Here is a 12,541-nt window from a genome sequence, read left to right as displayed (position 1 = left end):
TCTTTTTAAAAGACTTTTTAAGCATCGTAACCACTTGTTTAAAATTTGGTTTTTCAGATAACTCATAACTTATTATTTCTCCGTTAAATAAATCAATTATTGGTGATAAATATAATTTGTTTCCAGAGACTTTAAATTCGGTTATATCGGTAGCCCATTTATTATTTGGTATTTTAGTTTTGAAATTACGCTGTAATATATTGGGAGCTGTTTCACCTACTTCTCCTTTATAAGATTGATACCTTTTAACTCTAATTAAGCTTTTTAAACCCAATTGACGCATTAATTTTAATACTGTTTTATGATTAACTATAATGCCTCTTTTGTTTATCTCTAAAGTGATTCTTCGATATCCAAACCGTCCTTTATGATAATGGTATATTTGGCTAATTAATTGTTTTATCTCATTGTATTTATCTCCTAAAAGATTTTTTTTGTGATGATAGTAATAACTACTTCTTGCCATATTGGTATGATTTAGTAATGTTTCTAAATCGTACTTATGCCTTAATTCTGTTATGGCTACTGCTTTTCGTTTTGCTCTTGTTGAATTAAGGCCTGTAACTTTTTTAGCAAGTCCAGTTCTGCTCTTAAAGATTCATTTTCTAATAAAAGTTCCTCTTCTCGAGTTAAGAGTTTGTTAGACTTCTTTTTTGCTCTCTTAAATTGCATAGATTTAGGTTTACCTCTTGTTTTATGGTTTAACCCCCTAATACCATCTTTTTTGTAATTACGATGCCAATTCATAACTACAGATTTAGTAGAAATATTAAACATTAAACAAGCTTGACTGAAAGATAACAAATCTTTGTCAATGGCTTCTATAACTTTAAGTTTGAATGGTAAGCTATAGACTTTGTTTTTTCTAGGCAATAAGCCTTTTTTGCCATATTTTTCATAAAAACGAATCCAATCATGGAGTGTTGTATGATGACAACCATTTAGTTTAGAAACAGCATCTACTGTTTTGTGTTTTTTCAAAACTTCATTTACACAGCGAAGTTTAAAATCGTAATTGTACTTGACTTTTCTTTCCATAAAAATACCCTCAAATAGTGTCTAACTTTTTGGGGGCAGTTCAAAATCCGCGAGGATTTTCGTAAGTAGGCGAGGACCAGCCATTAATTATACACGTTGTTCTACGCAGTTTTTATTCCGTTTGTGTTTATTCGCACGAGTCAAATTCCGCTGTGTTTTTAAAATTCTATTTCTTCTTTTTTTTCTTAAAATCTCAAAAAAATTTCGGATTTCATTCCGCAATGTTTTTCCGCACGTTTTACCGTTTTGTTATTCAGCTCAAACTTTGGGTTTTCTTGGTTTTTCTCGTTAAAGACGAAACCTGGGAAAATCCTTTTTTCATACAGTTCAGCCGTTACGTTTAGCGATTCTGCTATTCAGCCGAAACTTTTCGGTTAGCTAAATTTTTGATGCAAATAACAGGTTTTGGGCGAATCCTAAATTCCACTTTTTTCCGCACGTTTTGCAATTCCGCAAGAGTAATTAATTCCGCCGTTTTTTTTCAGTTTCAATTTCAAATTCGTTTCATTTTTTCTTTCTTAAAAATCAAAAAACTTGAATTTAAGCACAATTTTCGTTGATTTGGTCAAATTGCGTAGAACGTTTATGTATAAGAATAGTTGCGGGTTTGTATGCGAGGAATTTCCGAAGGAAATTCAGACATTACAAACACGCAACGATCTTTGATTAAGCACTAAACCGCAATTATTTTTATATGGTGTTAGGTTTTCGTTTTTTATTTTTCTCACTAATAATTTTGTTTAGACTGACTCTTACTTTTAGTAAAAAGTTACTTGATTTGCGACCCGTTGCTTATTCCGTTTCTGTTTTTAAAACCGCAAACTTGCTAATTTCTGCGTTTGAGTGATAAATTTATTTTTATGCTCAAACTTGCTAAATTTTCGTTTGAGTAATAAATTCATTTTTTATTTTACCCGCAAAAATATTAACTCAGTTTTGAGTAATAAATTTGCATACTTTTTGTCTTTTTTTTATTAAAATACTTATGTTTTTTACACTAAACTTTGGCAGGAATGAACCTCTTTTAAAATGAAACCTAACTGTTTTGTATAAGATTAGTTGCGTGGTTTAGCAATGAATTTAGCAAATACAAACTGAATAGAAAAACCGCGAGGATTTTCGTAAGTAGGCTTGCACTAGCAATTAATTTTATACGTTGTTAGCCATAGTATTTTAATTTCCGAATGGACTTTTGTCGTTCATAAACGGACTTTCAAAAGTTGCCCAATCAGTTGTATTTATTGATTTTCCGTCAGTATTCATTGGTGTAAACCTAACTTTATATTTGCCTTTGTTATTATAAGTAAATGCTCCAGCACACATTCCGTGTCCAACATTAAGTTTACCATTCCATTCTTTGATATAGAAGACATTAGTTTTATTTGTACTCAAGTCAACAACTTCGGTCTTGTACCAAATTTCAGATTCCGATTTATTTTTTATATTAAAAATTGCATTTGCTTCTGGACCACAGCCATAATGTATAACATCCGTTTTTTCAAATTCAAGGGTAAGATTAGAATTCAGATTCTCAATTGATTTTTTAACTGTTGTTTTCCAATACACTTTTTCTCTTTCTTTTTTCTCTCTATTATACTGCATCATTTCTCTCCCTTCATTTTCGGTTTGGTCAGAGTATTTTAGAAAGTAAGTAGTATTAGGTTCTAACTCTTTTGAAGGTTTAAAAATTGCTTGAGTTAAACTCATTTGCCCTTTTAAAATTTCTTGAAGATTTAATTTAATCAATTCTCCGTTTTCACTTTCGAGATAGATTGTTCTTTCTTTAAAACTGTTGATTGTTTTTTGGCTAAAAGAATAGCCTTGAATAATGAACATTGAATTTAGACTAATTTCCTTTTTTTCAGGATAGAACGTCATTCCGCTCATTGCACATTCCGCAAAAGCTATGTTAATTCCAAAAGTCAAGAGTAGAAGAAGAATGATTTTTTTCATAATGTTAGTTTTCTAACTTGTATCAAATATCGTTCCGTTGATATTATGGCTAACGTTTTTGTGTAAGGAACGTTGCGGTTTTGTATGCGAGGATTTTCCGCAGGAAAATCAGAAGCTAGCAAAAGAGCAACGACCAAACGATTGAACTAAAATAAGCAATGTTTTTTACACGGTGTTGCAAGTAGTAGTTTTTTCTTTTCAACTAACTTAAAACTCAAAATAAAACCGGGAAACAAACCAGTAAAAATTCCGCTTGATTTATTCCGTTGAGACTTTCCATTCCGCAAACTTGCGCAATTCCGCAAGAGTAAATTACCGCGTTCTGTTAGGTTTTCCGCAATGGTTTATAAATTCCGTTTGCGTGGCAATTCCGCAACAAACTTAATTCAGATTTTGGATAGGAAATTCAACGTAAAGTTTGTAAAAATCGGTCGTTTTTCAATTCTGAATTCCTGGCGTCTGAGTGAGTTCCGCTATTACTTGCAACGTTTATGTATAAGAATAGTTGCGGGTTTGTATGCGAGGATTTTCCGAAGGAAAATCAGACGTTACAAACACGCAACGACCTTTGTTTTAGCACTAAGCCGCAATTATTTTTATACGGTGTTGGCATTAGTATTTTTATTCAATTTTAGAAAATTCCATTATGTTTATAAATTTCTGAATTAAATCTAAATTTTCATTTTCTTTAAAAATATCAATATCGAAATATTCTTTTCTAATTTGGTTATTTGCAATACTCATTTTTGTTAACATTGGGATTATACTTTTTAAATACCTATTATAAAAACCAATCAAGTCATTTTTCTTATTTGGGATTTTGTAACCATATTTTCCTTCTATGCTTACAATTATAATTCCTTTATATCTCAAACTTGAAATTAATTCACGAAGATTTTCTATAGATGACTTCTTATTAACTCTTGTTAAAACATTGACTAATTCATAAGATTCAGAAAGGCGATATGGGTCAGTTTTGTAAATTAAAAGTAAGTGTTTTAGTAATTCCGTCTCTTCTATAGTTGCTTTATCACTTTGCAAGTAATCTAATACTATTTTAACACATAATTTCCCAACATTTTTATCAGATATGTCAATGTCTTTGTTATATTTTCCTAAATAATTTGATGTTTCATATGGGTAAAAATCAACAAATAATCTGTCATTTATTTCATTGAATATTTCATTCGCGTTTTTGTCTTTGTGACTTGAACAATATATTTTTCCAACACAACCTGAAAAAAAATCAGCCATTTGTATTAGAGGCTCTTCGTATTTATCATCCGCAATTTTGTAAACTCTATCAGGTTGAAAAAGCGTTGGCTGGAAAACACGTTTGCCAATATAATTCCTTAAACTTTCTCTGAATTTTTCTTCTCCAATTTTGTCAAAATAGATTTCAAAACTCTCATATCTTTCTACAAATTGAGTTAAAAATATTCTTTGAAAAAATTTATAAAAAACAGTTTTGTCTTCTAAGTTTTTATTGTCGATTTTTCTTTTGTCAATTACCAAGCTAAAAACTCCAAAATCTATTTTTTTAAATTCAGATATTATTTTAAGTCGCTTTTCTATATTTAGTTTACTTGACTTTATAGGTGAACCTTGTCTAAATTGATTAGAAATGCTTTGTCTTAAATCTTTTGCTTTCTCAATGTCTTTTTCATCAATAACTACTGCTGTATATATAAAATGAGAAGGTGTGCCTAATTTAGATTCGGTATCCAAAAACGCATTTCCAAATTCATCAAAATATATGTATGCTTTGTTCTTCATTCGATATTAATGCCAACGGTTTTGTGTAAGGAACGTTGCGATTTTGTATGCGAGGATTTTCCGCAGGAAAATCAGAAGCTAGCAAAAGAGCAACGACCAAACGATAGAACTAAAATAAGCAGTGTTTTTTACACGGTGTTAGCTTTTAGTGCTTTTTGTCTGCTTAATATGTCGTTCAGATAACTCTTTCCTCGATCGCGTTTTTATTCCGCAAACTTGCTCAAATTCCGCAATATTTTTAATTCAGATGTCGCGTGAGCAATTCCGTAACAGGCTAAACTCCGATTGAGTATAATTCCGAGTTTTCAATTCAGTTTCGATTCCGCAAACAAGCTAAAAGATCAGACGAAATTTAAGTTAAGGTAGGGTAGGAGTTTAGCGTGTTTTTCAAAAATCGGCAGCTTAGTTTTTCGGTTTTTACTAGCTTAAAATTCAAAAAAAATTCGATAATCAAACCAGGCTTTTTTCATTTGCGCAAACTTGCTCCAGCATTAAAGCTAACGGTTTTGTGTATAGTTAGTTGCGTGGTTGAGCGAGTAAGTTAGCAAATAAATCACAGATAGAACATTCCGCAGGAATGTTCGTAAGTAAGCTAAAAAAAAGCAATTAATTATACACGGTGTTGTGCAACGGTATTATATTTTTTTATTGTCAGGATTTTTTCGATTTGAAAATAGTGAAATTATTTCAATAGAATTTTCAATTATTCGATAGTACAAATTGTTATGTTTTTCCACAACTGCTTTTCGGATTCCTTTTTTTTCATAAGAGTCAGGGAAGATTTCTGGTGTTTTAGAAATCAACTCAATCGTGTGGTCAAGTTTTGCAGAGAATTTTCTTAATTCTTTTTCAGTCCAATTATTTTCTAAATATTCAATAGTCTCTTTTAACTCAGAAATTGCGTGGTCAGTCCACAGGATTTTATAACCACTCTTCATATATCTTTTTGACATTTGAGTGAGAAGTCAGTTTACCATTATCGGCATCTTGTATTCCTTTTTCTATAGATCTTTGTTCATCAGTCGAAATATTATTCCACCAATCGGTTTTTTCTTTTTTTCTTAACTTCATCAATTTATCAATCAAAGACTTGTCATCCAAAGTGGAAAGCCACTGAATTAATTCAATTTTCTTATTTTGAAGATTTATATCCATAGAATCAAAGTTACAAATTTATTAATGAATTTCAATTTTTACGTGATGCTTTTTACTGTTGCACAACGGTTTTGTATATGGCTCGTAGCGTGCAAATTAGCAATAACTATTCGGTTAAGCACGAGCCGAATTTTTTATTTTTCTTATTACCTTTTCTTTTCAATAAGCCAAATTAAAAAATTTGGCGGACTTCGCAAATATGCCAGAACTTCCAATTAATCAACTGACCAGCTATGAGCTATATACGTCTTAAGTTAGCATTTTAATAAAAACACTAAATTAAGACATATAAATAAGAAGGAACAAAAGAGAGGAATAAGGTTAATATATACGCAGAGACTTTGATCTCGTCAACATTGAAAACCCCCTCTCTTTTTCTACACAGATTTCGTACAGTTCTATGAGGCTTTTAGACCTCGATTTCAAGTCGTTGAAACTCGCGTAGTCGTCCTTTCAAAAAACATTTTCTTATGAATAAAGATATTAAATATTTTGGAATTGACATTAGTCATTTGGTATTCGATGTTACGGATTCTTCAGGTAATTATTATCAGCTTAAAAACAATCCTGCTGGGTTTAAAAAGTTTTTAAAACTCTTGGGAGTTGATAGTCATTGTGTGATGGAAGCAACCGGTTATTATCATTACCAGTTAGCGTATTTTTTACTGGAATCAGGTATAAAAGTGTCTGTCGAAAACCCCTTGTCTGTAAAACGTTTTATACAGATGAAATTAACAAAGAATAAGACTGATAAAAGTGATTCTAAGCTTATTTGTGAGTATGCTAAACAAGTCGAATTAAAACTATGGAAAGGGAACTCGAAGCATCAAACAGAATGTCTGCAAATGACTAGACTCCTTTCAGTATATACAAAACAGAGCACTATGCTTAAAAATAAATTACATGGCGAAGCTGTTTTAGGCAACCCAAGTAAAACTGTTGTAAGCTCTTTAAAACGTAGTTTAAAACAAGTGCAAAAAGAAATGAAAACCTTGGAGGATAAACTAATAGTTTTAGTTAAAGAAGTGCACCAAGACGTTTTAACGCGTTTAAAAAGTATTCCAGGTATAGGAAATAAAACATCATTAATGTTAGTGGTTCTCACAGATGGTTTTGAGCGTTTTACAAGCGGCAGTGAGTTGTGTAGTTATGCGGGTCTAACTCCAATAATTAGGAAGAGTGGAAGCAGTGTGAGCGGCCGAAGTAAAATCAGCAAAATGGGAAATCAAAAACTGCGTAATTTATTATTTATGTGTAGTTTTAATGCTTGTAAATACAATAAGGCTTGCAGAGAAATTTACGAACGAATTGTTGCCAAGGGAAAGAGTAAAAAATTAGCATTAATTGCAGTCTGTAATAAGCTACTAAAACAAGCTTTTGCAATAGCTAAATCTGGATTAATATATGATGATTCTTATAGAAGTACTTTAGTTAAAAATTAATGGATTTTTACTTGTTTTTTACCACAGTACTTTGTTACCCAACGTTTTTTCACCGTTTCTTTAGGTCAAATCCTAAATTCAGTTGTAGCATTATTGGCCAAATATTCCCATTTCCATTTGTGTCAATGTAATATTGTGGTCCGACGTCAAAAAGTAAATGAAAATTCTTTCCATATTTTCTTTGTATTCCCCAAGTTGGTCCAAATGCGAAATCAAAGTCAGAAGTCCGATTTACATTTTCAGCTATTGAATTTCCACGAGTTATTAACCTAAAAGACACAAAATTGCCAGAATTATTTTCTGTATTTCGGTTTTTTCCGTCTCTTTTATTTAGGTTATAAAACCATTTTTGTTGCAAATCAAGAAATGGACTAATGATATAAATAAATCCACTTCCACCAAAAGTCAAGTCAGGATATCCTCCTCCATAACCTATTCCGAGTGCTGAAGAAAATGTCGAGTATTGTCCAGTCGGAATTTCTAATTCAATTGCTGGATTCAAAAAATTCACACGCCAAACTTTTTCTGTTTCAATTTCGTTATTCTCTTGAGCGTAATTTACAGTTGTTAATAGTCCAAAAACTAAAATTAATAGGCTTTTTTTCATTTTTTTTCTTCGTAAGGTTTTTTTCAAATGTTGGGTAACGGTTTTGTATAAGATTAGTTGCGTGTTTTAAGCACTAAGTTAGCAAATAAATCACAGATAGAAAGTCCGCGAGGACTTTCGTAAGTAGGCGAGAACTAGCAATTAATTTTATACGTTGTTAGCTACAGTGTTTTTAATTTCTCGTACAAATCATTCAATTCGTATTCTATTGGAATTAATAATTCTCCGTTATAATTTACAATTCCCCATTTCATTCCAATCCTTGCATATGCTATTGATTGAGAATATTTTTTTTGTTTAATTTTTCCAAATCCGAGTACTTTACTTTCATCACCTTCTATTAATTTAATTTCATCGTACTTTTCGGTCAAGAGCTTTTTTTTCCTGTAATCCCAAATTTGCCATTCATTATTTTTCTGCAATGCAGTTAACCCTTTAAATTCACTTAATTTATTGTCATATTCAAATTTAAGTAAAGTTTCTCCCTTAAAATTTACAATTCCCCACTTTAAACTGTCTGAAGCAACTACTTGTTCCTTAAAAGGAACTCCTAAACTCTGATATTTAAAGTCTAGAATAGTTTCATTTTTAGTATTTATTATTCCAGCTTTTCCATTTTTTCGGGCAATTGCCAAACTATCTATAAATACATAATTCAAATCGTACTGACATTTAATAATTTCCTCTCCCTTAATATTTATGTACCCGAAATAATCTCCTTCTCTTACTTTTGATAAACCATCGAAAAACTCTCCGATTACCATATATTTATATTCAGTAAGTGGTTTGAAATTATTGTCAAAAAGAGCATAATCTCCATTGAAATCCAATTGTACTTTGATAAATCCATTTGACAAAAAGTCTATGTTGGAATATTTTGGTTCTAAAATGAAGTTGCCTAAACTGTCCGATATCCCATATTTATATAAAATCTCACGAGTGTCTGAACCTAAACTTTGTCCAATAACTTTAGCAATTTGTTTAGTAAAATAGAACTTTTTATTTTTAAAATTAATGCGATGATATTTGGGGTGAACTATGATTTCATTATCCGATGATATTATTCCGAGATTATATTCTCCATAATATTTAGACCTATATCCAAAAATAAATTTATCGTTACCAACGTATTTTAGATAACCATACTTTGCTGGAATAATTAGATTGTTTTCTTTGTCAATCGCTCCTAAACTATCATTTTGGGCAATAACTGCATAATCTTCCGAGAACTTTCTAGCATATTGATATTGAGGTTTTATTTTAATTTCTCCAATACTATTTTTATATCCCCAAAATTGATTTTTTTCGAAAGGTGTTAATTCTTGAGCATACAATGTTTGTTGCCAAAAACTAATTGTCAACAATAGTAAAAAACTTAAATTTATTCTCGATTTAGACATTGTAGCTAACGGTTTTGTATAAGAATAGTTGCGTGTTTGCGTGCGAGGAATTTCCGAAGGAAATTCAGATGTAGCAAATACGCAACTACCTTTATTTAAGCACAAAATAGCAATTATTTTTATACGTTGTTGTAACACGTTTTTTTATTCAGCCCAACCGTGATAAATATGCAACATAATCAGTAAAATAGTCAGCTCAAAAATTATAAATCCGCTTATTTTATTTTTTCTCAAACTCCAAAATCCAATCCCGAGTAAAATTCCGAAAGCTATTCCGTAAGTCAAATTCACGTACGAGTAAAGTTCAGCCGTACTGTAATAATAAGGAACAGGTCCTTCTCCGCCAAAAGGATAAAATTCGGTTTCTTTTTTAATTCCAATTTTATAAAATTCAGCGAGTCCAAAAAACGAATAGAATCCGCTCAAAAGAATTGCAATTCCAGTTATTATTTTTTCGAATATGGATTTTTCTGTTTTCAATTATTCTGTTAGCGTGTCGGTTTGGTCAAATGTGTTACAACGTTTCGTGTATGAGCAGTGGCGTGGTTCGTCACGGACAATTGCAAACAGGTAATTGCCATTGGAAAATCCGCAGGATTTTCCAAGTAGGCGAGGACAAGCCATTGCTTATACACATTGTTACCTGCAGGCTTTTCTTTCTGTTTATATTAAAAAGGTAAATCATCGTGTTCTTCAGCAATTTTTATTGGTTTTGGGAATTTAGTTTTAAAATATGAATTTAAAAAAAGTCCAACGGTTGTAACTGAATTAACCACAAAATAGGTAAAAACAGTATCGTTTATCAAATAATCCTCTGAAGTTTTTCCGTGAAAATCAGTTTTTTCACTTCTCAATTTTTCGATTGATTGACATATTGCTAAGAGTGAACTCCCAATAGTTTTTATTTCAACAGGGTGATTGCTATCCACAATATTAAATTCTTTTAAAATTATTGTAGTTAGTTTATAAAGAGTTTCAGTTCCTTTTACTTTACTGTTAATTCGCTCGTCTTTTAATATTTCCTTTATTATACTTTCCAATGCTGAGCTTGCCAAGCCGATAGCAAGACTTGGGTCAGTTTCGATTTGCTTGAAAGCCTTTGAAAATGTGTCATAAGCGGTTTTAAATGTAGATTTTAATTCATTTTTGAATGTTGGAATCGAAGGAATAAAATCTGGAGTATCAACTCCCATATCGATAGCTACTTTTAATAAATCACTTCCTGCCATTGAGTGTAAAGTCCGTAATAAATCAATTTCTCCGTTTTCCTTTTGGAATATGTGGAAGTTTTCCCAATTATTATTCCATTGGTCTCCTTCGTACCATTTTTCAATGTATAAACTAACTTCCTTGTATGATTTATATTCTTCCCAAATAGCATCGTGAACTGATTTTACAAGTTTCATTTGATATTTTGGTGAAATTAATTCGTTCATTAATTTATAATCTTTAAATATTCAATTATTAGCGATTTTTCCAGCTTGCAGGTAACGGCAGTCTGTCTCAAAACTACACTAATTTTCTTTTAAATTCAGTTGCAGGGTTAAGATTTCCGTATTTCATGAATTTTATAAAATTTCTCGGGAATGCGATTTTTAAAGCTTCCTGAGTGGATAATTGGGTTATAGCAAGCAATATAACCCCTAAAAACGAATTGAGCGCAGCGCAAACGGCCGTTATATCGAACTTTACACCGAGATTAAAGAGTCGTTTAAGGTTGTAGGCAAGGGTCATCAAGCCGGCATCTGCCGAAGCCACGGCTATCTTTCTTTTGGTAATTATGTAATCAAAGCCCCACTGGCGTTTTAAGGTGCCGTAAGGGTGTTCGACCAGCGCCTGACGTTGTTTATAGCGTTGTTTGTTCTGGGTCACTCGATGGGCATTAGCTTCTATATATGGGGCGTACTCACTGCGTTGAACAATTTTTCCGTTTTTTGCCTTGGTGCATAAACTGCGAACTGAACAACCTTTGCACGCCTTGGTTTTGTACTGTTTAAAAGTGTAGTTTCTTGTTTTATAGTGGCTTTGGTTACTGGTTAGTTTATGTCCTTCGGGGCAGGTGTAGGTATCGGTTTTTTGATTGTATATAAAATTCTCGGCATTGTACTTCGGATGCGGTGCCTGGCTAGCACGCCCAATGGCGGGTATGGCCACAAGCGTTTTAATGTCTAGCTGATGGGCCGTACAAAACTCGCTTCCGGTATGATAGCCTTTGTCGTAAAGGGCGGTAAACTTGTTGGTTCGTAAAATGGATTTGGCCCGGCGCAACATCATGCCCATGGCTTTCTTATCGTTTTGATTGGTTAGTTTGTAATCGATAAGTATTTTGTTTTGATCATCCACAGTAGTTTGAAGTGTGTAGCAAACCTCAGTGATCATTCCCCGTACAATTTGGTGTCTACTATCAGGATCTGATGTGGATAATTGCGGATTTTCCGAAGTTTTGTCCGCCTGGAGCTCCTGTTTGATACGGGTGTATTTCTTGTGGTGTTTTTTATGCTTGGCTATCTCTGTGCTGAGCGCTTCTGCCTTATCTCCGTCTGCTTGTTCTAATGCGAGGCTGTGTTCTTTGAGTTTATCCTCGATATAGGCCAGATGCCGTTCAATTTTCTTTTTGTTGTAATTGTTTTTCTTGCTGTTTTGTGCCCGAAGTTTTGTAGAATCTCCAGCAATTAACAATCCTCCAATAAGGTTAAAGTTTTTGGCAATCTCAACGCTGTAACGAAAAACACGTTTGATGGCCTTAGGGTTTTCTTTTCTAAATCTCGCAATGGTATTGTGATCTGGTTTTAAATTTTTCAAAAGCCAAATTACTTCTAAATTACGATGACATTCTTTTTCTAATTGTCTAGAGGAACGCATACGGTTCATATAGCCATAGATATACAATTTCAATAAATCTGCAGGGTTATACGGTGGTCTTCCTTGAGAGGGTAAAGGCTCAAACCCCATCTCCTGTAGGTCGATGCTTTCTACAAACTGATCGATAAAGCGTACCGAGTTGTCTTGCGGGACCATGTCGTCCAAACAGCTAGCATATAAAGCGAGTTGTTGACGGTTTTCTCCTTGTTGATATTCCATACCTTAAGATACAAATAACCAAGGCAGCATCTAAAGAGAGTGCAATGAGTTTTCAACAAACTTATTAAGTTTTGAGACAGTCTGACGGT

12 protein-coding genes are annotated in these 12,541 nt (G+C 32.5%); 1 reads left to right on the top strand and 11 read right to left on the bottom strand.

All coding sequences use genetic code 11. The annotated features are described in order from the left end of the window. From BLV64_RS14195 to BLV64_RS14170, 6 genes are all read right to left on the bottom strand, one after another. Nucleotides 1-520, bottom strand: a 520-nt coding sequence (locus tag BLV64_RS14195; protein WP_245705925.1) for an IS3 family transposase, incomplete at its 3' end; no start/stop codon positions are given. Nucleotides 521-522: 2 nt separating this feature from the next. Continuing rightward, on the bottom strand, nucleotides 523-1,038 hold the full coding sequence (locus BLV64_RS14190; protein WP_092136709.1) for a helix-turn-helix domain-containing protein: 516 nt from the start codon (nucleotides 1,036-1,038) through the stop codon (nucleotides 523-525). 1,173 nt (nucleotides 1,039-2,211) lie between these two features. Continuing rightward, on the bottom strand, nucleotides 2,212-2,991 hold the full coding sequence (locus BLV64_RS14185) for a hypothetical protein (RefSeq protein WP_092136707.1): 780 nt from the start codon (nucleotides 2,989-2,991) through the stop codon (nucleotides 2,212-2,214). A gap of 621 nt (nucleotides 2,992-3,612) precedes the next feature. Then, nucleotides 3,613-4,767, bottom strand: a complete 1,155-nt coding sequence (locus BLV64_RS14180) for a DUF3800 domain-containing protein (RefSeq protein ID WP_092136705.1) — start codon at nucleotides 4,765-4,767, stop codon at nucleotides 3,613-3,615. Between the two features lie 635 nt (nucleotides 4,768-5,402). After that, complete coding sequence (locus BLV64_RS14175; protein ID WP_245705924.1) at nucleotides 5,403-5,720, bottom strand: type II toxin-antitoxin system RelE/ParE family toxin; 318 nt, start codon at nucleotides 5,718-5,720, stop codon at nucleotides 5,403-5,405. After that, nucleotides 5,689-5,922: a hypothetical protein gene (locus BLV64_RS14170; RefSeq protein ID WP_092136701.1), complete on the bottom strand. Its 234-nt coding sequence runs from the start codon at nucleotides 5,920-5,922 to the stop codon at nucleotides 5,689-5,691. Before BLV64_RS14170 ends, BLV64_RS14175 begins: the two co-directional genes overlap by 32 nt. Before the next feature lie 470 nt (nucleotides 5,923-6,392). Here BLV64_RS14170 and BLV64_RS14165 point away from each other — a divergent pair, with 470 nt between their 5' ends. Then, entirely contained in the window at nucleotides 6,393-7,364 is a 972-nt protein-coding gene (locus tag BLV64_RS14165) for an IS110 family RNA-guided transposase (protein WP_092136699.1), read from the top strand. Nucleotides 7,365-7,413: 49 nt separating this feature from the next. Here BLV64_RS14165 and BLV64_RS14160 read toward each other — a convergent pair whose 3' ends face one another. The 5 genes from BLV64_RS14160 to BLV64_RS14140 form a co-directional block, all read right to left on the bottom strand. Beyond that, nucleotides 7,414-7,971, bottom strand: a complete 558-nt coding sequence (locus BLV64_RS14160) for a hypothetical protein (protein WP_092136697.1) — start codon at nucleotides 7,969-7,971, stop codon at nucleotides 7,414-7,416. 161 nt (nucleotides 7,972-8,132) lie between these two features. Beyond that, the gene (locus tag BLV64_RS14155) at nucleotides 8,133-9,509 is read right to left on the bottom strand and encodes a WG repeat-containing protein (RefSeq protein ID WP_143034182.1); all 1,377 of its coding nucleotides are present in this window, start codon (nucleotides 9,507-9,509) and stop codon (nucleotides 8,133-8,135) included. Nucleotides 9,510-9,515: 6 nt separating this feature from the next. After that, nucleotides 9,516-9,851: a hypothetical protein gene (locus BLV64_RS14150; protein WP_092136693.1), complete on the bottom strand. Its 336-nt coding sequence runs from the start codon at nucleotides 9,849-9,851 to the stop codon at nucleotides 9,516-9,518. 188 nt (nucleotides 9,852-10,039) lie between these two features. Next, complete coding sequence (locus BLV64_RS14145) at nucleotides 10,040-10,807, bottom strand: abortive infection family protein (protein WP_092136691.1); 768 nt, start codon at nucleotides 10,805-10,807, stop codon at nucleotides 10,040-10,042. Between the two features lie 73 nt (nucleotides 10,808-10,880). Further along, nucleotides 10,881-12,452: an IS1182 family transposase gene (locus BLV64_RS14140; protein ID WP_245705875.1), complete on the bottom strand. Its 1,572-nt coding sequence runs from the start codon at nucleotides 12,450-12,452 to the stop codon at nucleotides 10,881-10,883. Between the last annotated feature and the right edge of the window lie 89 nt (nucleotides 12,453-12,541).

Origin of the sequence: Bizionia paragorgiae, assembly GCF_900107625.1 — a bacterium.
Taxonomy (GTDB): Bacteria; Bacteroidota; Bacteroidia; order Flavobacteriales; family Flavobacteriaceae; genus Bizionia; species Bizionia paragorgiae.
This window is presented reverse-complemented; position numbering and strand designations above follow the sequence as displayed.